This window comes from Brevibacterium sp. LS14, from assembly GCF_012027885.1.
Classification (GTDB): Bacteria; Actinomycetota; Actinomycetes; order Actinomycetales; family Brevibacteriaceae; genus Brevibacterium; species Brevibacterium casei.
In genome coordinates this window covers 121,382-142,327 of record NZ_SJXG01000060.1, presented here as the reverse complement: position 1 = coordinate 142,327, position 20,946 = coordinate 121,382, and the positions used below count along the sequence as shown (strand labels likewise).

17 protein-coding genes are annotated in these 20,946 nt (G+C 69.4%); 8 read left to right on the top strand and 9 right to left on the bottom strand.

What is annotated here, in order from left to right:
• The first annotated feature begins 12 nt into the window (after positions 1-12).
• Positions 13-2,673: a penicillin acylase family protein gene (locus tag EZE58_RS15125; protein ID WP_167560860.1), complete on the top strand. Its 2,661-nt coding sequence runs from the start codon at positions 13-15 to the stop codon at positions 2,671-2,673.
• A 54-nt stretch (positions 2,674-2,727) separates the two neighbouring features.
• Here EZE58_RS15125 and EZE58_RS15120 read toward each other — a convergent pair whose 3' ends face one another.
• Entirely contained in the window at positions 2,728-3,927 is a 1,200-nt protein-coding gene (locus tag EZE58_RS15120; protein WP_167560857.1) for an alpha/beta fold hydrolase, read from the bottom strand.
• Positions 3,928-4,068: 141 nt separating this feature from the next.
• On the opposite strand from EZE58_RS15120, the gene msrB reads away from it, so the two are divergent.
• Together msrB and EZE58_RS15110 are read left to right on the top strand one after the other, a co-directional pair.
• Complete coding sequence (gene msrB, locus EZE58_RS15115) at positions 4,069-4,488, top strand: peptide-methionine (R)-S-oxide reductase MsrB (protein WP_063250188.1); 420 nt, start codon at positions 4,069-4,071, stop codon at positions 4,486-4,488.
• Positions 4,489-5,025, top strand: coding sequence for a GNAT family N-acetyltransferase (locus EZE58_RS15110; protein WP_009377037.1), 537 nt, complete (start codon positions 4,489-4,491; stop codon positions 5,023-5,025). It abuts the gene before it with no gap.
• Positions 5,026-5,070: 45 nt separating this feature from the next.
• Here the strand turns inward: EZE58_RS15110 and EZE58_RS15105 are convergent, their stop codons facing one another.
• Entirely contained in the window at positions 5,071-5,535 is a 465-nt protein-coding gene (locus EZE58_RS15105) for a MarR family transcriptional regulator (protein ID WP_009377035.1), read from the bottom strand.
• 114 nt (positions 5,536-5,649) lie between these two features.
• On the opposite strand from EZE58_RS15105, the gene EZE58_RS15100 reads away from it, so the two are divergent.
• Positions 5,650-5,865, top strand: a complete 216-nt coding sequence (locus tag EZE58_RS15100; RefSeq protein WP_009377033.1) for a hypothetical protein — start codon at positions 5,650-5,652, stop codon at positions 5,863-5,865.
• Between the two features lie 133 nt (positions 5,866-5,998).
• Here EZE58_RS15100 and hemQ read toward each other — a convergent pair whose 3' ends face one another.
• Genes hemQ through hemE form a run of 3 tightly spaced genes read right to left on the bottom strand, consistent with a single transcriptional unit; the run spans position 5,999 to position 9,182 of the window.
• On the bottom strand, positions 5,999-6,709 hold the full coding sequence (hemQ, locus tag EZE58_RS15095) for a hydrogen peroxide-dependent heme synthase (RefSeq protein ID WP_009377031.1): 711 nt from the start codon (positions 6,707-6,709) through the stop codon (positions 5,999-6,001).
• Positions 6,706-8,130 (bottom strand): protoporphyrinogen oxidase, encoded by a 1,425-nt coding sequence (hemG, locus tag EZE58_RS15090; protein WP_167560855.1) that lies wholly within the window; start codon positions 8,128-8,130, stop codon positions 6,706-6,708. Before hemG ends, hemQ begins: the two co-directional genes overlap by 4 nt.
• A complete protein-coding gene (gene hemE, locus EZE58_RS15085; RefSeq protein ID WP_101623700.1) occupies positions 8,127-9,182 on the bottom strand; it encodes a uroporphyrinogen decarboxylase in 1,056 nt (351 codons plus the stop codon). Before hemE ends, hemG begins: the two co-directional genes overlap by 4 nt.
• A gap of 191 nt (positions 9,183-9,373) precedes the next feature.
• Here hemE and EZE58_RS15080 point away from each other — a divergent pair, with 191 nt between their 5' ends.
• Genes EZE58_RS15080 through EZE58_RS15070 form a run of 3 tightly spaced genes read left to right on the top strand, consistent with a single transcriptional unit; the run spans position 9,374 to position 11,747 of the window.
• Positions 9,374-9,988: a DUF3000 domain-containing protein gene (locus EZE58_RS15080; protein WP_119296329.1), complete on the top strand. Its 615-nt coding sequence runs from the start codon at positions 9,374-9,376 to the stop codon at positions 9,986-9,988.
• Entirely contained in the window at positions 9,985-11,157 is a 1,173-nt protein-coding gene (locus EZE58_RS15075) for an HRDC domain-containing protein (protein WP_063250161.1), read from the top strand. The genes EZE58_RS15080 and EZE58_RS15075 overlap by 4 nt, the downstream gene beginning before the upstream one ends.
• Entirely contained in the window at positions 11,154-11,747 is a 594-nt protein-coding gene (locus EZE58_RS15070; RefSeq protein WP_119296187.1) for an ATP-binding protein, read from the top strand. The genes EZE58_RS15075 and EZE58_RS15070 overlap by 4 nt, the downstream gene beginning before the upstream one ends.
• Positions 11,748-11,776: 29 nt before the next feature.
• On the opposite strand, the gene dxs is transcribed toward EZE58_RS15070, so the two are convergent.
• Together dxs and acnA are read right to left on the bottom strand one after the other, a co-directional pair.
• Positions 11,777-13,717, bottom strand: coding sequence for a 1-deoxy-D-xylulose-5-phosphate synthase (gene dxs, locus EZE58_RS15065; RefSeq protein WP_119296186.1), 1,941 nt, complete (start codon positions 13,715-13,717; stop codon positions 11,777-11,779).
• A 526-nt stretch (positions 13,718-14,243) separates the two neighbouring features.
• Positions 14,244-16,928 (bottom strand): aconitate hydratase AcnA, encoded by a 2,685-nt coding sequence (acnA, locus tag EZE58_RS15060; protein WP_063250163.1) that lies wholly within the window; start codon positions 16,926-16,928, stop codon positions 14,244-14,246.
• 295 nt (positions 16,929-17,223) lie between these two features.
• Here acnA and EZE58_RS15055 point away from each other — a divergent pair, with 295 nt between their 5' ends.
• Positions 17,224-17,418: a hypothetical protein gene (locus EZE58_RS15055; RefSeq protein ID WP_009377015.1), complete on the top strand. Its 195-nt coding sequence runs from the start codon at positions 17,224-17,226 to the stop codon at positions 17,416-17,418.
• A gap of 78 nt (positions 17,419-17,496) precedes the next feature.
• On the opposite strand, the gene EZE58_RS15050 is transcribed toward EZE58_RS15055, so the two are convergent.
• Entirely contained in the window at positions 17,497-18,894 is a 1,398-nt protein-coding gene (locus tag EZE58_RS15050; RefSeq protein WP_063250164.1) for a methyltransferase, read from the bottom strand.
• A gap of 4 nt (positions 18,895-18,898) precedes the next feature.
• Positions 18,899-20,809, bottom strand: coding sequence for an APC family permease (locus EZE58_RS15045; protein WP_063250165.1), 1,911 nt, complete (start codon positions 20,807-20,809; stop codon positions 18,899-18,901).
• Positions 20,810-20,946: the final 137 nt, after the last annotated feature.

Genomic DNA, 20,946 nt, shown 5'->3' with positions numbered 1-20,946 from the left:
CGAAGGAGACCCATGGCTGCCGCGGATGCTGACGTGCCGAGCCCGCTGGAATCCGCCATGCGCCCGCCCGACGGGACCCACCTGTCCCTGAGCATGAAGGCCGTCCTCCGCGTCGTCGCGGCCCTCGTCGTCCTCCTTCTCATCGCCGTCCTCCTCGGCATCGGCGTCGTCCGCCGCTCCTTCCCCACCACCGACGGAACGCTGAGCATCCCCGGCCTCGACTCCCAGGTCGTCGTCACCCGCGATGCCTCCGGCATCCCCCGCATCGAAGCGGACACGGCCCGCGACCTCTTCCTCGCCCAGGGGTTCGTCCACGCCCAGGACCGGTTCTGGGAGATGGACTTCCGTCGGCATGTCACCGCAGGCCGTCTCTCCGAGCTCTTCGGCGCCTCCCAGTACCGCACGGACGCGTTCATCCGCACGCTGGGCTGGCGGAGGGTCGCCGAGGAGGAGGTCGCCCGCCTCGACGCGACGACGCTCTCCTACTACCAGGCCTACGCCGACGGGGTCAACGCCTACCTCGCCGACCGCTCCCCCACCGAGGTGTCCCTCGAGTACGGCATCCTCGGCCTCCAGACGGGGCCGGTGACGATCGAGGAGTGGACGCCGGCCGACAGCGTCGCCTGGCTCAAGGCGATGGCATGGGACCTGCGCTCGAACCTCGAGGACGAGATCGATCGCGCGATCTCCGCGGGGTCCCTTGACGAGTCGCAGATGGCCGACATCTACCCCGACTACCCCTATGACGACCGCCCGACGATCGTCGGGGGCACCCCGGAGGCCGAGCCGGCGGCGGAACCAGGAACCGCCTCGGCGGACCCCTCGACATCGGGAACCGCCTCGGCGGGGGACGACCCGAACGCCGGAGGCACCGTCACCGACCCCCGGCCGGAGGACGCCCTGCCGGGCGACCTCACCGAACTCGACGAGCAGATCCGCAGGCTACCGGCGCTGCTGGGGATGAGCAGCCACGACCTCGGGTCGAACTCGTGGGTCGTCTCCGGGGAGCTCACGGCCACCGGGGCCCCGCTGCTGGCCAACGACCCGCACCTGTCGCCGGCGATGCCCTCGGTCTGGTATCAGGTGGGTCTGCGCTGTCGCACGGTCTCCCCCGCATGCCCCTTCGACGTCTCCGGTTTCTCCTTCTCCGGCATGCCCGGGGTCGTCATCGGCCACAACCAGTCCATCGCGTGGGGGATGACGAACCTCGGCCCCGACGTCACCGACCTTGTCGTCGAGAAGATCCGGGACGCCGACGTCCTCTCCGACGCAGGCGATGAGAGGGTCGAGACCCGGCAGGAGACGATCGAGATCGCCAAGGAGGAGCCGCGGACGATGACGGTGTGGGAGACGAAGCACGGACCGATCGTCTCCGACCTCGACAAGACCTACCGTCGCGTCCTCGACACGACGACCGGGGAGAAGTCCGCCACGGAGGGATTGGGCGGAGTGCGCTACCGGCTCGCCCTCGAATGGACGGCCCTGCAGCCCGGGCGCACGGCCACGGCGATCTTCGCGCTCAACAGGGCGACGAACTGGGAGGAGTTCCGTGACGCCGCCGAGCTCTTCGACGTCCCCTCCCAGAACCTCGTCTACGCCGACACCGAGGGCAACATCGGCTACCAGGCGCCCGGGAAGATCCCCCGCCGCGGCACGGCCGACGGAATGATGCCCCGCCAGGGCTGGGAGCCGGCCCAGGACTGGCAGGGGTGGATCGGCTTCGATGAGCTGCCGTCGCTGTTCAACCCCGAACGCGGCTGGATCGTCACCGCGAACAACCCCGTCACGCGTCCCGGGCAGTCCGTGCGGCTGTCCGGCGACTTCGACAGAGGCGACCGGGCCGAGCGGATCACCGATCTGCTCACCGAGGCGATCGCCGCCGGTCCCGTCACCGCTGACGACTTCTCCCGCATCCAGGGCGACGACCTCAATCCCATGGCCGACACGCTCCTGCCCCGCCTCCTCGCCGTCGACGCCCAGGGGGATGCCGACATCGAGGCGGGTCAGGAGCTGCTGCGGACGTGGGACGGACGCGACGCGGCGAACAGCGCCGGTGCGGCGTACTTCAACGTCGTCGTCTCCACCGTCCTCGACGAGGTGTTCGCCCCGAAGCTGCCCAAAGGGGTGCGCCCGAGCGGCGGCAGCCACTGGTACCTCGTCATCGACAACCTCCTCACCCAACCCGACTCCCCGTGGTGGCAGGAGGGCGAGGTCGAGAACCGCGACGAGGCCCTCGCCCGGGCGCTCGGCTCCGCGTGGAACCGGACGGAGGACCTCCTCGGCCCGGAGCCGGTGACATGGCGGTGGGGCACCCTGCACGAGCTGACGATCCGCAACGCGAGCCTCGGCGAATCCGGGATCACCGCGGTCGAGCGGCTCTTCAACCGCGGACCCTACGAGGTCTCGGGCGGCTCGGGAGTCGTCAATGCCACCGGCTGGGACGCCTCCGAGGGCTTCGCGACGAACTGGGTGCCCTCGATGCGCCAGATCATCGACCTCGCCGATTTCGACGACTCCCGCTGGATCAACCTCACCGGTGCCTCGGGGCACGCGTTCCATCCGAACTATGCCGACCAGACCGAGGACTGGGCGGCGAATCGGACCCGCCCGTGGGCGTATTCGCCGCAGGCCGTGCGGGAGAGCACCGTCGACACGCTCGTCCTCACACCGTGATCGGGTGGGTCCGAGATCCCGCGCCGAGGCGGGGCTCAGTCGTGCAGTCGCGCCTCAGTCGTGAGGGAGGACCTTCGTCTCGAGGAAATTCGCGACATCGTCCTCCCAGCGGACGGGGTCGATGTTCCATTCCTTCGTGTGTCGGGCCCTCTCATAGGCCGGCATCGTCACGAGGTCGCGCCGGACGGAGGCGAGCGCATGGGACGGTGAGGAGGGGACGAACTCGTCGTCGTCGGAGTGGATGAGGAGCACGGGAACATCGAGTTCCGCCGCCCGCGTCACCCAGTCCATCCGGCTGAGGTCGAGGGGCGTCTCGAGCCCGGTGATCGGGCGCGCCCACGGCTGGGTGATCATCTCGAGTGTGAGCTTCGCGACCGGGGTGGGCAGCATGTTCTTCCGTGCCTGCCCGTCGAGGACGTTGATCCAGTCGACGACGGGCCCGTCGAGGACGAGGGCGGCGACGTGCTCGCGGTTGCGTCCGCGGGAGGCGGCCTGGAAGGCGATCGCCCCTCCCATCGACCAGCCGAAGAGGACGACGTTGCGCGCGCCGTGCGCGAGGGCATAGTCGATCGCGGCGTCGACGTCGATCCATTCGGTGTCGCCGAGGCCGTAGCGGGACGAGGACTCGACCCGCACCTCGGCGTCGTTGCGGTAGGACATGGCGATCGCCGGGACGCCGAGGGTATTGAGGACGGGGGCGGCGCGCAGGCCCTCGGCGCGGGTGCTCGCCCGGCCGTGGATGAGGATCGCCCAGGTGTCCGAGGGCTCGGGGTGATCGGTGGGCAGGTACCACGCGGGCAGAACTCCGGCGTCGGATTCGAGTTCGATGTCCTCGAACTTCACGCCCGCTGCCAGCGGGTCGGGGTAGACCACGCCGGTCCACCGACCGTGGCGGGCCCGGCGGATGTCGCCCTTGGTCACGGAGAGGATCTCCCGGGACACCGTCTGGGACCTGGGGTCGTATTCGACGATGTCGCCGATGACGGCATGACCGGTGCCCTGGCTGAAGTAGAGTCCGTACGTGCCCGGGACCGTCGTCTCCTCATCGGCGGGCAGGTGGATGCGCATGTTCGGGGAGAAGCCGTCGATGTGGAGGATGTCGAGCTCTTCGGGTGCGTTCTCGGGAACGACGATGCGGCGGGCGAAGTACGCGGCGAGTCCCGACGACGCCACCGAGATCACGGCGCCGACACCGGCACCGACGCCGACGGCGGCGAGCAGCAGACGCGTCGGGAACTGTGAGTCGCGGACCATGTGAACCTCCTGATCTCATTCTCTCCCACGGAATGAGATCTCTCCAAACGCTGTTGAGCTGGTGGGAGGGTCTGTCAGGACCACCCTGCGGCTGGGATGATGGATGCGACCAGTCCCGCACGAGAGAGACCGGAGGTCATGATGAGTGAGACGAACGCCCGCACCGCAGCAGACGGCGAGGAGGTCCGCTGGCAGGACGTGCTCAGCCCCGAGGAGTTCGCCGTCCTCCGGCAGGGCGGCACGGAGAGGCCCTTCACCGGCGAGTACGTCGACACGACGACGGCGGGGATGTACCAGTGTCGGGCGTGCGGCGCCGACCTCTTCCCCTCGGACACGAAGTTCGCCTCCCACTGCGGCTGGCCGTCCTTCTACGCCCCGCTCGCCGAGGACCGCGTCCGCTACATCCGCGACACGTCGATGGGCATGGAGCGCATCGAGGTCCGCTGCGCGAACTGCGACTCGCACCTCGGCCACGTCTTCGAGGGTGAGGGGTACGACACTCCGACCGACCAGCGCTACTGCATCAACTCGATCTCGCTGCGGCTCAACGAGGACGCCTGAATGTCCGATCTCGTGCTCAAGCGCTTCGCGGAGCTGACGACGACCGAGCTCTACGGCATCCTCCAGCTGCGCTCGCAGGTCTTCGTCGTCGAACAGGACTGCGTGTTCCTCGATCTCGACGGCGTCGACACCCTCGAGGGCACGCTGCATGCGTTCTTCCCGGGACAGGGGCGGACGATGGCCGATACGCACGGTGCGGAGCTCGGGAAGAGCCTCATGCCGCTCGCCTACGCACGGGTGCTCCCACCCGACTTCGCCGACGGTCCGGCGGCGGAACCCGGGGCGCGCAGCATCGGCCGCGTCGTCACCGACCCGGCCGTCCGCGGCGGAGGCTGGGGCAGGCGGCTCGTCGCCGACCTCGTCGAGGCCTTCCCCGGCGAGCCGCTCACCCTCAACGCCCAGTCGCACCTCGAGCGCTTCTACTCAGGCTTCGGCTTCTCCCCCAACGGTCCCCGCTTCGACGAGGACGGGATCGAGCACACGCCGATGTCGCGGCCGGCCTCCGCACTCGTCGGCGATGCCGCCGGGACGCTGTGAGTCCGACCGCGTCGGCGTCCCCGCCTGTCACCGGGGCAGCGTTCGTCACCCGGCGGCCTTCTCCTCGGCGGCGTTCGAGGCGTCGACGGCGGCGATGAGGTCGGTCATCGTCGCGTGGAGTGCGCGCAGACCGGCTTCGTCCATGCCGAGCTTCTCCATCATCGCCGGGGGGATCGCCTCCGCCTCCGTGCGCAGCGCGGCCCCGGTCGGCGTGAGGTCGACCTCGACGATGCGCTCGTCGGCGGCGCTGCGGGTGCGGGTGACGTAGTCGAGGGCCTCGAGGCGTTTGACGAGCGGCGACACGGTCGCCGGTTCGAGCCGGAGCATCTCCGCGATCCGGCGCACCGGCAGGCGACCGTGCTGCCAGAGCGCGAGCATGACGAGGTACTGCGGATGGGTGAGGTGGAGCGGGTCGAGCACCGAGCGGTACGCTCCGATGACGCTGCGCGAGGCCACCGCGAGGGCGAAGCAGATCTGGCTTTCGAGATCGAGTGGGTCATGGTCGGTCATCGTGTTGTTCCCCCAATTAGTTAGTGCACTAACATTAAGTGTACTATTGAAATGTCGGAGCGTCCGTGCACACCGGGATCCACCCGGTCGGAGAGCCCGAGGAGGACTGCCCCCATGACTGAGAACCACGATCCCCAGCGCCGCGTGAAGTGGCTCAACCAATTCTTCCGCAGGATCGTCGGCCCCGCCCAGGTCGACGGCACACGCCCCGGAGGCTACTTCGAAGACGCGAACCGCAGCACCGAACAGCTTGAGGCGCTCGGACTCGAGATGCGCACGGATGCCGCCGGACACTCCTACGTCGTCAGGCGCGAATCGCCTGGCGAGTGAGAGCGTACTGATCTGAAGCGCAGCAGCGAACCGAAGGGGGCCGACGCCATGATGGCGTCGGCCCCCTCGTCGTCTCTGCCGTCGGCGGCCGGCGGGTCCGCCGCCGTGGGTCGATGCCACGGCGGCGGAGCGCTCAGCGCCAGTCGGAGATGATGTCGACGAGCTCGCGGCGCGGGCCCGTGTAGAACGGGATCTCCTCGCGCACGTGCAGGCGGGCCTGCGTGTTGCGCAGATCGCGCATGAGGTCGACGATGCGGTGGAGCTCCTCGGCCTCGAAGGCGAGCAGCCATTCGTAGTCGCCGAGCGCGAACGCGGAGATCGTGTTCGCCTTGATGTCCTTGTACGGGGCGGCGGCGATGCCGTGGTCGCGCAGCATCGTCGAGCGCTCCTCCGGGTCGAGGACGTACCAGTCGTAGGAGCGGACGAACGGGTACACGCAGATGTAGGAGCCGGGCTCGTCGTCGGTGAGCAGCGCGGGCAGGTGAGCCTTGTTGAACTCGGCGGGGCGGTGGAGGCCGACGACCGACCACACGGGTTCGAGGACTCCCCCGAGCAGGGTCCTGCGGATCGCGGAGTACGCGGCCTGGACGAGTTCGATCGTCGGCGCGTGGTACCAGAACATCACGTCGGCGTCGGCGCGCAGGGCGGAGACGTCATAGATGCCGCGGACGACGAGACCCTTCTCCCGCAGCGGGGCGAGCGCCTCGTCGAGCTCGGTGGCGAGCTCGGCGCGGTCGGCGTCGCCGAGTTCGGCGGCAGCGGCGAAGACCGAGTACGCGATGTAACGGGTCTCCTGGTTGGCGCGTTCGATCTGCTCCTCGGTGGGCTGGGTGTAGTCGCTCATTGATTCTCCTTCGTCTCATCTGGACTGTCAGTGGTCATCAGTCGGTCCGCGACGGTGTGGGCACGTCCGATGCAGGCGGGGATGCCCACACCCGAGTAGGCGGATCCGACGAGTTCGAGTCCCTCGATGCCCGCGATCTCCTCATCGAGGTCGTCGACGGCGTCGAGGTGGCCGGGCACGTACTGCGGCAGCGCCCGGTCCCAGCGCCTGACCTCCGCGGTGAGGATCCGGTCGCCGCTGCGTCCGGTGATGGCCTGCCAGTCGGCGAAGGCGCGGGCAGTGAGCTCGGCGTCGTCGAGGTCCTGCCAGGTGCCGGGCGCGTCGCCGAAGCGTCCCACGCTCATCCGCACGAGCGCGGTGCCGGCGGGGATCCGTCGCCGCATCCACGGCCATTTGTTCGACGCGAACGTCGAGGCTTTGATGAAGGCGTCCGCGGTGGGTGGGACGAGGAACCCGGACCCTTCGAGATCGTCGTCGCCGAGGTCGACGAGGGCGAGGACGAGCGCGGTCGAGGCGTAGGGCACGGCCGCAAGCGTCGTCGCGGGTCCCGGGGCCGCCTCGGCGAGGAGATCGGCGGTGACATAGGCGGGGGTGGCGAGGATGACCGTGTCGGACTCGATCGCGCCGTCGGGGGTCGCGACGCTCCAGCCCCTTCCGGCCCGGCTCAGGCCGGTCACCGGGGAGCCGGTGCGGATCTCTCCTCCGGCTGCAATGATCGCCTCGGCGAGGGCGGGGATGAGGGCTCCGATGCCTCCGGGGAGGCTGAGGAAGACGGGTGCGGGTTCTCCGCCGGGATCGGTGTGTGCGGTCTCTGCGCGGGCGGCGAGCAGGGTGGCCGCCCGGTCGAGGACGGAGGTTCCGTCGAGGGCGGCGGGGAGGAGGGCCGGGACGGTCGCGGCGAGCGAGAGGTCGCGGCAGCGCCCGGCGTAGACGCCGGCGAGGAGGGGGTCGACGAGCGTGTCGACGAGGTCGTCGCCGAGGCGGGCGGCGAGGAACTCCCCCACCGAGGTGTCCGTGCCCGCGATCGGGGCCGTGACCTCCTCGGCGGCCACCCTCGCGGTCGCCTCGGGCCCGAGCAGATCTGCCACGGTGTCCGGGTCGGCGGGCACGCCCATGATCGTCTCGCGCGGGATCGGCCGCAGCCCTCCTCGACTGAGCACCTGCGAACCGTGCTCCCGCGAGGGGTGGACCGGGTCGAGTCCGAGTTCGGCGATGAGCTCGCGCGTCTCGGGGCGGCGGTGGAGGCTCGCCTCGGCGCCGAGATCGATCCCCTCAGCCACCGTTCCCGACAGGGTCGTCGAGTCGAGGCAGCCGCCGAGGTGGTCGGTCGCCTCGAGCACGATGACCTCGTGCTCGGACGCGAGGCGGTGAGCGGCGGCAAGCCCGGAGATCCCGCCGCCGACGATCGTGATCCGGCTCATCGGGTCGCCGCCGCCTCCCCGAGGATCTCCGCGGACACCCGATGGACCTCAGCGACGACGCGGCCCGGCACCTCGGGGTCGGTGTCGGGCAGGACACCGTGACCGAGGTTGAAGACGAAGCCGGCGTCGTGGCTGAGCCCGGCGCGGACGATCTCACCGATGCGCGGGGCCAGCGCCTCCCACGGGGCGAAGAGCAGCGCCGGGTCGAGGTTGCCCTGGAGGGCCTGCCCGGGCTGGATGCGGGTGGCGGCGTCGGTGAGTGCGACGCGGAAGTCGACGCCCATCGCGGTCGACCCGGCCCGGGACATCGAACCGAGCAGCTCCCCGGTCTGGACGCCGAAGTGGATGCTCGGCACGTCATGGCCGGCGAGTGCGTCGAAGACCGCGGTCGAGTGCTCGAGGACGTGGTCGTCGTAGTCGCGGCGGTTGAGGTAGCCGGCCCACGAGTCGAAGAGCTGGAACGCCGACGCGCCGGCGGAGAGCTGCACATCGATGAACGTCGCGGAGATGCGCGCGAGCTTGGACAGGAGGAGGGAGAAGGTCTCGGGGTCGGCGACCATGAGCGACTTCGTCTTCTCGTGGTTCTTGCTCGGTCCGCCTTCGATGAGGTAGCTCGCCAGGGTGAACGGGGCCCCGGCGAAGCCGATGAGCGGGGTGTCGGAGCCGAGCTCGGCGGTGATGCGCCCGACCGATTCGGCGATGTCGGGAATCTGGTCGGGTTCGAGCTCGGGCAGGGCCTCGACGTCGGCGCGGGTGCGGATCGGTGCGGCGAGGACCGGTCCGCGGCCGCCGACGATCTCGACCTCGACACCGGCCGCCTGGAGGGGGACGACGATGTCGGAGAAGAAGATCGCGGCGTCGACTCCGTGACGGCGCACGGGCTGGAGGGTGATCTCGGTGACGAGTTCGGGGTCCCGGCAGGAGTCGAGCATCGAGGTGCCCTCGCGCAGTCTGCGGTACTCGGGCAGGGAGCGACCGGCCTGCCTCATGAACCAGACGGGGGTGTGATCGATCGGCTCTCCCTGCAGAGCAGGCAGCAAAGTTGAAGTCATGAGCCCATCCTCCCATTCCAGAGGCCCTGCCGCCCAACCGCGCACGGTTTCAAGACGCTGCGTCTTGCGCCCGGATCAGCTGCGGGACCCGGACCTTGAGCGGGCAGGTTCCGTCGGTGGGAAGCGATTCTCTCGGGCCGCCTCGGCGTGGATGATTCCGCACCGGTGCACGCTGTTCTATCGTGTCGAGTGTGGTCAACACCTCGCCTCTCAACCGCATACCGGCGGAGTTCAGCGCCGTGACGTCGGTGCTCCGTGAAGCCCGGGACACGAACAACGTCTCGATCTCGGAGATCCCGGCTCCCGCGAAGCTCGCGCCCTACTCCTATGCCCTCGGTGCCGAGGTCACGGCCGACGAGAACTTCATCACCGCCAGCGGTGAGTCGATCGAGGAGCTCGCGACCGGACGCATCGTCGTCCTCTTCGACCCCGAGGCCCCCGAGGAGTGGGAGGGCTCGTTCCGGATCGTCTCCTACATCCGGGCCGAACTCGAACACGAGCTCGGCAACGAGACGATGCTCGGCCACGTCGCCTGGTCGTGGCTCGAGGATGCCCTCGAGGCCAATGACTGCGAACTCGTCGCAGCCGGCGGGACGACGACCCGAGTGCTCTCGGAGAGCTTCGGGACGCTGGCGACGAGACCGGCGACGATAGACTTGGAGCTGCGCGCCTCGTGGACGCCGATCATCACCGAACCGGAGATGATCGGCGATCATCTCGAGGCCTGGATCGATCTGCTGTGCACCGTCGCGGGCCTCCCGCCCCTGCCTGAAGGAGTATCAGCCCTGCCCGGGCGACGTCGATGACTACCGAACCACCGCTTCTCTCCGTGCCCGAACACGGCGTCCCACCCGTCGTCGACACCTCAGAGGCCTTCGCCGAGGTGCGCGCCGGTCTCGCCGCAGGCTCCGGTCCCATCGCGATCGACGCCGAACGCGCCTCGGGCATCCGCTACGGTCAGCGCGCCTTCCTCGTCCAGCTGCGCCGCGCCGGTGCGGGCACCGTCCTCCTCGACTCCGAGGAGCTCGGGGACCTGTCGGCGCTCAACGCAGCCCTCAGCGGCGGCGAGTGGGTCATCCACTCCGTCACCCAGGACCTGCCGTGCCTGCAGGATCGCGGCATGGTCCCCACTGCGCTCTTCGACACCGAACTCGCCGCCCGACTCCTCGGGTGGGAGAAGTTCGGCCTCGCCGCGGTCGCCGAACGCACGCTCGGCGTCCGTCTGGCCAAGGAGCATTCGGCCGTCGACTGGTCGACCCGTCCCCTGCCGGAGGAGTGGCTCAACTACGCCGCCCTCGACGTCGAGGTGCTCCTGCCGATCCGCGACGCCCTTGCCGCAGAGCTCGTCGCGGCCGGCAAGTGGGAGTTCGCGGAGCAGGAGTTCGCCCACCTCCTCGACTTCCGTCCGAAGGTCCATGCGGAGCCGTGGCGACGAACGAGCGGGCTCGCGAAGCTCACCTCGCGCGCCGAGCTCGCGAAGGTCCGCGAACTGTGGCTGACCAGGGACGCGATGGCCTCCGAGGTCGACATCGCACCCTCGAAGGTGCTGCGCGACCGTGAGCTCATCGACATGGCGCGGTCGCGGGCCCGCTCGAGCGATGACCTGCTCGGACGCTGGTCCCGGCTCTCCCGTGCCGACGCGGCGAGGCTCTTCCGGGCCCTGCGCAGGGCCGCTCGCCTCACTCCCGACGAACTGCCTCCCAAACGTGAGCCGAGCCGACTCCCCCGGTCCCCATTCAGCCACACGGAGATCAAGGAGCGCACCGCCGCGCTCAAGGCCGCAGTCGCCGAGGTGGCCGAGGAGCACACGATTCCCCACGATGTCCTCCTCCAGCCCGCTCTCGTCAAGTCGCTCGCCGCCTCCGGGCGCGAGGACGTCGAGGCCTTCCTCACCGAGCACGGGGGCAGGCCGTGGCAGGTCGCACTCACGGCCCCGCCGCTCTCAGCGGCGCTCGATGAACTTCCTCGCGCATGAGCGAGCACGGTGAGGGAACGCACTGGCCGGGTGCAGCCGGTCAGAGTGCGGCCCGACTCGTCCGCCCACCCGAGCTCATCCTCATGGTCGGCCTCGCCGGCGCCGGGAAGTCGACCCGCGCCGCAGAGCTCGCCGCCTCGCTGCCCGCCGTCCGGCTCTCCCCCGACGAATGGATGCGCCCGCTCTTCGGCGACCCCGATCCGGACGGTCAGCGCCCGGTCCTCGAGGGCAGGCTCATCGCCACCGCGCTCGAGATCCTCCGCGCCGGCACCTCGGTGATCCTCGACTTCGGACTCTGGAGGAAGCAGGAGCGCGTCGCCCTGAGCTGGCTCGCCGCCCGAGTCGGAGCGGTGGCACGCACAGAGTATCTCCCGATCAGCAGGGAGATGCAGGCCGAACGGATCGCCGAGCGCCACCGCCGGTCCCCGGAGACGGAATGGCCCGTCACCCAGGCCGAACTCGATGAGTGGCGGGAGATGCTCGATGAGCCGGATTCCGCCGAGGCGGTCGGCGACTTCGGGGCCCGCGCCGCCGAGGACTGGAGCGGGTGGATCGCCGAGAAGTGGCCGACGGCGTTCGCCGAGACCTGAGGCTCTGGTCTGAGGCTGAGGTCTGAGGCTCAGACGGCGCGACGGCTGCCGTGTTCGGCCCGTCCCCGCACATCCGCGGGCAGGGCGTTGACGATCTCGGAGACCATCGTCGGCACGTCGAGGCCGATGTACTCGAGGATCTCGTCGCGGGTGCCCTGCGGGAGGAACTCGTCCGGGGCACCGAGTTCGACGACGCCGATGCGGGAGTCGGCGGCCCGCAGGTCGCTGCGGATGCGCGAACCGATGCCGCCGAGGCGGACCCCGTCCTCGATGACGGCGACGAGGCTGTGCTCGCTCGCGAACTCGATGACGCTGTCGGGCACCGGCAGCACCCACCGGGGGTCGACGATCGTCGCAGACAGACCTTTCGCGGCCAGCGCCTCGGCGACGTCCTGGGCCCGGGCGGCGAACGGTCCGACGGAGACGATGAGGACGTCCTTGGCCTGACCGGCAGGGATCTCGCGGATGACGTCGACGCCGTCGGCGGTGCGCGTGAGAGCGGGCACGTCCGCGCCGACGCTGCCGCGCGGGAAGCGGATGACGGTGGGGGCGTCGGAGATCGCGACGGCTTCGCGCAGCTCCTCGGTCAGGCGTGCCCCGTCGCGGGGGGCGGCGAGCTTGAGGCCGGGGACGATGCGCAGCATCGCCATGTCCCAGACGCCGTGGTGGCTGGCCCCGTCGGGGCCGGTGATGCCGGCGCGGTCGAGGACGAAGGTCACGCCCTGCCCGTGGAGGGCGACGTCCATGAGGATCTGGTCGAAGGCCCGGTTGAGGAAGGTCGCGTAGATGCACACGATCGGATGGAGTCCGCCGTAGGCGAGGCCGGCGGCTGAGGCGACGGCGTGCTGTTCGGCGATGCCGACGTCGAAGACGCGCTCGGGGTAGGCCTCGGCGAACTTCGCGAGCCCCACGGGCAGGAGCATCGCTGCGGTCACGGCGACGACGTCGTCGCGGTCGCGAGCGATCTCGAGCACCTCGTCGCCGAAGACCGAGGTCCACGACGCCTGCTTCGACGGAGTCGAACGGCCGGTGACCGGGTCGATGACGCCGACGGAGTGGAACTGGTCGGCGTCGTCGTTGACGGCAGGGTCGTAGCCCTGCCCCTTCTGGGTGATCATGTGGACGATGACGGGTCCGCCCTCGTACTGCTTGGCCCGGGCCAGAGCCTTCTCGACGCTCTCGAGGTCGTGGCCGTCGACAGGGCCGAGGTATTTGATGCCGAGTTCGTCGAACATGCCGGTCTGCTCGGCGCTGACCATGTCCTTGAGCCCCTTCTTCACCCCGTGGATCGCGCTGTACGCGGCACGGCCGGGGGCACCGGACTGCCGGAGCGTCGACTTGCCCCACGAGAGGAGCTTCTCGTAGCCGGAGGTCGTCCGCAGCTCGTCAAGGTGGGCGGCGAACCCGCCGACGGTCGGGGCGTAGGAGCGGCCGTTGTCGTTGACGACGATGACGAGTTTGCGCGGCGGGGTCGAGGTGTCGGCGGCGATGGTGTTGAGCGCCTCCCAGGCCATGCCGCCGGTGAGCGCACCGTCGCCGATGACGGCGACGACATGACGGTCGCTCTCGCCCTTGAGCTGGTGGGCCTTGGCGATGCCGTCGGCCCACGACAGGGACGCCGAGGCGTGGGAGTTCTCGATGACGTCATGGTCGCTCTCGGCGCGGCTGGGGTAGCCGGAGAGGCCGTGGCGCTGGCGCAGAGTGCCGAACTCGGCCATCCGCCCGGTGAGCAGCTTGTGGACGTAGGTCTGGTGGCCGACGTCGAAGAGGATCGTGTCGTGTGGGGAGTCGAAGACCCGGTGCAGTCCCATCGTCAGCTCGACCACGCCGAGGTTGGGGCCGAGATGCCCGCCCGTGCCCGCGACCGTCGTGACGAGGTAGTCGCGGATCTCCTTCGCGAGCACTTCGCACTCGGCCGAGTCGAGTCCGCGCAGGTCCTCAGGCGACTCGATCGACTCAAGGAATGTCATGCGGCCTCGCTTCTCGGATGGGACGGCGATCGACGATCGGTCGATCGCGATGGTGCAGGTGGTACCACTCGGAACATTTTAGCGCGTCGGCTACACGCAACCCAGCTTGCCTCGAAGATTCGTGTCGCCGGTCACGCTCGGCACGTCGCCCACGGGGTACGTCTCCCCGTGCCTTGAACCCATGCCCGCACCTCGGCGAAGTCTCCCACCCCGCACCCAACACCCTTGGCCGCGCTCCGCACCCGACACTGCACACCACACCGTCAGCCGCACAACGCACCTGTGGCACGACAACCTCGGCGGAGCTCCGCATCCCGCACCCGGAGCGCGAAAAACAACCGTTGCAGAGGTTGTGTGTGCGGCTGAGGGTGCGGGGTCCGCAGGAGCCCCACCTCGCCGAGGCGGTCGACCCGGGCCGTCCCCGCCGAGGCGGACGCACGCACCCCATCCCGCCGAGGCGGCCGAACGCGAACGTCCCCCGCCCCGACCCCATGAGGGCCGGAACGGGGGACGTCGTCCGAGCGGATCAGGCAGTCGCGAGCTGACGGAGCACGTACTGGAGGATGCCGCCGTTGCGGTAGTAGTCGGCCTCACCCGGGGTGTCGATGCGCACCACGGCGTCGAAGTCGACGGTCGTGCCGTCGTCCTTGGTCGCTGAGACCTTGACGGTCTTCGGGGTCGTGCCCTCGTTGAGCTCGGTGACACCGGTGATCGAGAAGGTCTCGGTGCCGTCGAGTCCGAGCGACTCGGCCGATTCGCCGACGGGGAACTGCAGCGGCAGGACGCCCATGCCGATGAGGTTCGAACGGTGGATGCGCTCGAAGCTCTCAGCGATGACCGCGCGGACGCCGAGCAGCTTCGTGCCCTTGGCCGCCCAGTCGCGCGAGGATCCCGAACCGTACTCCTTGCCGCCGAGGACGACGAGCGGGATGCCCGCGGCCTGGTAGTTCACGGACGCGTCGTAGATCGTCGTCTGCGGCGCACCCTCCTGCGTGAAGTCGCGGGTGAACCCGCCCTGGACTCCGTCGAGGAGCTGATTGGCCAGACGGATGTTCGCGAACGTGCCGCGGATCATCACCTCGTGGTTGCCGCGACGCGAACCGTAGGAGTTGAAGTCCTTGCGCTCGACGCCGTGCTCGACGAGGTACTTGCCGGCCGGGGTGTCGGCCTTGAAGGAGCCCGCGGGCGAGATGTGGTCGGTCGTCACCGAGTCGCCGAGCTTCGCGAGCACGCGGGCGCCCTCGATGTCGGTGACCGGGACGGTCTCGAGCGTCATGCCGTCGAAGTAGTTCGGCTTGCGCACGTAGGTCGAGTTCTCGTCCCACTCGAAGATCGCGCCTTCGGGGGTCTGCAGCGCCTGCCAGCGCTCGTCACCGTCGAAGATCCGACCGTACTCGGTGTCGAACATGTCGGTGGAGATCGAGGAGTCGATGACCGACTGGACCTCCTCAGGCGAGGGCCAGAGGTCCTTGAGGTAGACGTCGACGCCTTCGGAGTCCTTGCCCAGCGGCTGGTTCTCGAAGTCGAAGTCCATCGTTCCCGCCAGCGCGTAGGCGATGACCAGCGGAGGCGAGGCGAGGTAGTTCATCTTCACGTCGGGGCTGATGCGGCCCTCGAAGTTGCGGTTGCCCGAGAGCACTGCGGTCACGGCGAGGTCGTTGTCCTGGATGGACTCGGAGATCTCGGCGTCGAGGGGACCCGAGTTGCCGATGCAGGTCGTGCAGCCGTAGCCGACGACGAAGAAGTTGAGCGCCTCGAGATCCTCGATGAGCCCGGCCTTCGTGTAGTAGTCGGTGACGACCTTCGACCCCGGTGCGATCGAGGTCTTCACCCACGGCTTCGAGTTGAGTCCGCGCTTGCGCGCGTTGCGGGCGAGCAGACCTGCGGCGAGCATGACAGAGGGGTTCGAGGTGTTCGTGCACGAGGTGATCGAGGCGATCGCCACGGCGCCGTTGGCCAGCTCGAAGTTCCGTCCGTCACCGGTCGACACGGGTGCCGACTTCGACTCCTCGCCGGGAGCGGCGTAGTTGTGGATGTCCTTGGCGAACTGGCTCTTGGCATCGGAGAGCTCGATGCGGTCCTGCGGACGCTTCGGTCCCGAGATCGAGGGCACGACCGTGGAGAGGTCGAGCTCGAGGTACTCGGAGTAGGCGACCTCGTTCGCCGGATCGTGCCACAGCCCCTGGGTCTTCGCGTAGTCCTCGACGAGCTGGATCTGCTCGGGCGAGCGGCCCGTGAGCTTGAGGTAGTCGATGGTGACGTCGTCGATCGGGAAGATCGCGGCGGTCGAGCCGAACTCTGGGCTCATGTTGCCGATCGTCGCACGGTTGGCCAGCGGCACCGAGGCCACGCCCTCACCGTAGAACTCGACGAACTTGCCGACGACGCCGTGCTGGCGGAGCATGTCGGTGATCGTGAGGACGACGTCGGTGGCGGTCACGCCCGAGGGGATCTCCCCGGTGAGCTTGAAGCCGACGACGCGCGGGATGAGCATCGAGACGGGCTGGCCGAGCATCGCGGCCTCGGCCTCGATGCCGCCCACACCCCAGCCGAGGACGCCGAGGCCGTTGACCATCGTCGTGTGCGAGTCGGTGCCGACGAGCGTGTCGGGGTAGGCGCGGAGCACTCCGTCGACCTCACGCGGCATGACGACGCGGGCGAGGTATTCGATGTTGACCTGGTGGACGATGCCCATGCCGGGAGGCACGACCTTGAAGTCGTCGAACGCGGTCTGGCCCCAGCGGAGGAACTGGTAGCGCTCGCCGTTGCGCTCGTACTCGATGTCCATGTTGCGCTCGATCGCGTCGGCCGTGCCGAAGGCGTCGATCTGGACGGAGTGGTCGATGACGAGCTCGGCCGGGGCGAGCGGGTTGACCTTGTCCGGATCGCCGCCGAGCTCCGCGACCTTCTCACGCATCGTGGCGAGGTCGACGATGCAGGGCACGCCGGTGAAGTCCTGCATGACCACACGGGCCGGGGTGAACTGGATCTCCGTGCTCGGGTCGGCGCTGGGATCCCAGTTCGCGAGGGCCTTGATGTGCTCCTCGGTGATGTTGGCACCGTCTTCGGTGCGCAGCAGGTTCTCCAGCAGCACCTTGAGGCTGAAGGGAAGCTTCTCCGCCCCGGGGACCGCGTCGAGGCGATAGATCTCGTAGTCCGTATCGCCCACGGTCAGGGTGCTCTTCGATTCGAACGTATCGACGTTGCTCATCGTGATTCTCCTGTTTCATTCGACACTCATCCAAGAAACCGGGCCAGGCCCTGCGCGCGCACCGATTTACGCGACACAATTGTTTCCAAAAGTATCTTGACGTCAAGATAAATTCTAGCGCATTCCCCTGCCGATGACCACCTCGGCGAGTCGCCATTCGGACAGGGCAGGCTCGGGTTTTCCTCCCCACCTCGTCCGGTTCGCACCACGGCGCCGGCGGCCCGCCCGGTCCTAGTCTGGAGCGAGAACACAGCACTGTCCGCTCCGTCGACGGACCCCTGAATGAGGAGAGACCATGGATCCGTTCACCCTCGGCGCCGGCTTCGGCTTCGGCGCCCTGCTCGTCGGCATCATCTTCGCCGTCGTCTGCCAGACCGTCGCCAAGGAGAAGGGGCGCTCGGGCGGCTGGTGGGGCCTGTGGGGATTCCTCACGACGTTCCTCGCCCTCATCGTCCTCGTCCTCCTCCCCCGCAGGTCCGGCGTCCACTGAGTCAGTCCCTCGCCGAGGCGGCCGTCCGGTCCTGCCGAACCGTCCGGGGGCGCTCCCGTCCCCGGCCGAGGTGCCGGCTCAGCGCCGGAGGACCGTGACCGTCTCGATGTGTGCGGTGAGTGGGAAGAGGTCGAAGCCCTCGAGGCTCTCGATCGCGTAGCCGCCGGCGGTGAGGGCGGCGAGGTCGCGGGCGAGCGTGCCCGCATCGCAGGAGACGTAGACGATCGAGTCCGGACCCGATTCGACGAGGCGGTCGGTCACAGCCTTCCCCGCTCCCGCGCGGGGCGGGTCGAGGATGACGACGTCGGAGTCAGGCAGTGTGGCGGTGTCGACCCGTCCGGCGACGAACTCGGCGTCGAGACCGGCGGCATTGGTCCGCGCGTGCTCGATCGCCGGTCCCACTCCTTCGACGCCGTAGAGGCGCGCGCCCGTGGCCGCGGCCGCGCCGATGCCGAGCAGCCCGACCCCGCAGTAGAGGTCGACGATCTCACGGGCGTCGTCGGGCAGGGCTGCGACGACGCGGTCGCTGAGCAGCGCTGCCGCCTGCTCGTGGACCTGCCAGAAGCCGTCGGCGGAGACCGTGAAGTCGCGACCAGCCACGGTCTCCGTGAGGGTCTCAGTGCCCCGGTGAACCTGCAGAGGCCCAGTGGGCTCCCCCGCCGCAGAGCCCCCGTGGGAGCGGTGCGCACTGCCGCGGTGCCGGCCGCGGGCGCGGCGATCGTGTCCGCGGCGTGCCGTCTGCCGCGGCGGCGCTGCCGGTCCGGTGAGCAGCGACCAGTCCTCGGGCAGGGCCTCGGCGAAGTCGCGCAGCGCCGTGTCCTCGACCGCCCCGCGGACGATGACGGCACCGGTCTGCCCCGTCGCGGCGAACTCGACGCGCTCGGCACCGGGCAGGCGCACGGTGCCGAGGTCCACCTCGGCGATGGAGGTCACGGCGAGCGGTGCGCGACCCACGGCGACGACGTCGTGGCTGCGGGACCTGACCATGCCGAGCTCGCCGTGCCGGTCGACGGCGAGCTGAACACGGGTGCGCCAGTCCGTGCCCGTCGTCTCCCCGGGTGCGGCGGACACGGTGACCTCCCGGTCGAGTCCCCCGAGGCGCCGCAGCTGGTCGGTGACGATCTCCGCTTTGAGGTCACGGCTGTGGGCGAGGTCGACGTGGGCGAACTCCATGCCCCCGAACAGACCGCCGGCGCCCCGGTCGTCGGGACCGGCCGCCTCGGCGAGGTAATCGATCCGACGGTCGGGGACGCGATGCTCGGAGGCCTCGAGGACCTCGGTGACCTCGGCACGGAGCACCTTCCCCGGTCCCGGCACGGTGCGGGCGCGGACGAGCTCGCCGGGCAGGGCCCCGGAGACGAAGACGACGCGGCCGTCGTCGCGGGCGACGAACGAGCCGCCGGCGGCGGGACCCTCGATGCGCAGGACGAGGTCCTCGCCGTTCGGGTGTGCGGAGGCGGGGGTGTGGGGGCTCACGATCTCAGGCCTGTCCGTAGAGGGGAAGTTCGGCGTCGGGACCGTCGCCGCGATGCTGACGCGAATAGGAGCGCAGCCGCCACGGGACGGAGACGACGACGACATTGGGGACGAGGAGGAGTCTCGTGCGCAGTTTGAGGGCGACCTGGTTGTGGAGGATGTGCTCCCACCAGCGGCCGACGATGTACTGCGGGATGTAGACGATGACGAGGTCGCGCGGGGAGCGCCTGCGGATCGCGAGCACATGGGCGAGCAGGGGGCGGACGAGCTCACGGTAGGGCGAGGCGAGCACCGTCAGAGGCACCGGCAGCTCCATCTCGTTCCACCGTCGCTGCAGCCTCTCCGCGGCCTCCTCGTCGACGGCGACGGTGACGGCCTCGAGCTGGCTCGACCGGGCCACCCGGGCGTAGGCGAGTGCCCGCAGGGTGGGCTTGTTGATGTCGTTGACGACGACGATCGCGTGCGTGTTCGACGGGATCGTGCGCGAGTCGACCTCGGCGTCGGGGGCGAGTTCGCTCGCCACCCGTGAGTAGTGGCGGTGGATGGCGCCCATGACGAGGTAGAGCACGGCCATCGCGGCCACGGCGATCCAGGCGCCGGCGAGGAACTTCGAGACGATGACGACGATGAGCACGCCGGCGGCGATGACGCAGCCGACCCCGTTGATGAGCCGGTTGATGCGCATCCGCATCCGCGCCTTCGGGTCGATGACCAGGCGCAGGCGCTTGTTCCAGTGGAGCACCATGCCGAGCTGCCCGACGACGAAGCTCGCGAACACGCCGACGAGGTAGAGCTGGATGAGCGTCGTCGCCGAGGCGTTCGTCGCCACCACGAGGATGATCGCTGCGACGGCGAGGAGGAGGATGCCGTTGGAGAAGGTGAGCCGGTCGCCCTTGCTCGCGAGCTGGCGGGGCAGGAAGGCGTCCCTGGCCAGCCGCGATGCCAGTCCGGGGAAGCCCTCGACGGCGGTGTTCGCGGCGACGATGAGGACGAGCGCGGCGACGAGGACGACGATGTAGAACATGATCGGGGTGTCGGCGAAGATCGTGTGCGCGAGCTGACCGAGGACCGGTTCCTGTTCGTACTCGGCCGAGACGGGACTGCCGTCGGCGCGGACGAGATAGAGGTGCGGATCGTCGACGTACTTCACCCCGGTCACCGAGGCGAGGTAGGTCAGCCCCGTGAGCATGATCGCGGCGAGGAACCCGGAGAGGACGAGGGTGTTGCCGGCGTTCTTCCCGCGCGGCTTCGCGAACGCGGGAACCGCGGTGGCCACGGTCTGGACGCCGGCGAGCGCCACCGAACCCGAGGAGAAGGCGCGGAGCACGATGAGGACCGTCGCGAGTCCCAGGCTCGCCTGGTCGGCCAGCTCGTCGTGGACGATCGTGTAGTCCGCCGTCTCCGCCTGCGGGACGTCGCCTTGGGCGACCATGAGCAGGCCGACGATCATCGTGAGGAAGACGGCGCCGAGGAAGAGGTAGGTGGGGATCGCGAGCAGCACGGGCCGTGCCCGTGATCCGCGGAGGCCGAGGAGGGAGATGACGACGATGCCGACGATCGCCACCGGCACCCGGTAGGGCGCGAGCAGAGGGAAGGCCGTGGTGATGTAGGCGGCGAAGACCGTCATCGACACCGCGAGCGTGAGCACGTAGTCGACGAGGAGGGCGGCGGCGACGATGAGACCGGCCTTGGGGCCGAGGTTCTTCGACGCGACCTCGTAGTCGCCGCCGCCTGACGGGTAGGCGCGGACGTTGAGCCGGTAGCAGGCGACGATGACGAGGATGACGGCGCCGACGGCGACGCCGATCCACGGGGCCACGGTGATCGAGACGAGCGTCGTCAGTGAGAGCGCGAGGAGGATCTCGTCGGGGGCGTATGCGACCGAGGAGAGCATGTCCGAGGCGAAGACGGGCATAGCGATGCGCTTCTTGAGCGCGGGTGCGCGCCTGTCCTCACTGCGGAACGGCCGTCCAACGAGTAGTCTTTTGACGGCATCAGAAAAACTGCTGGCCACGAGCACCAATGGTAGAGCACGTGCCGAGAAGGGATACC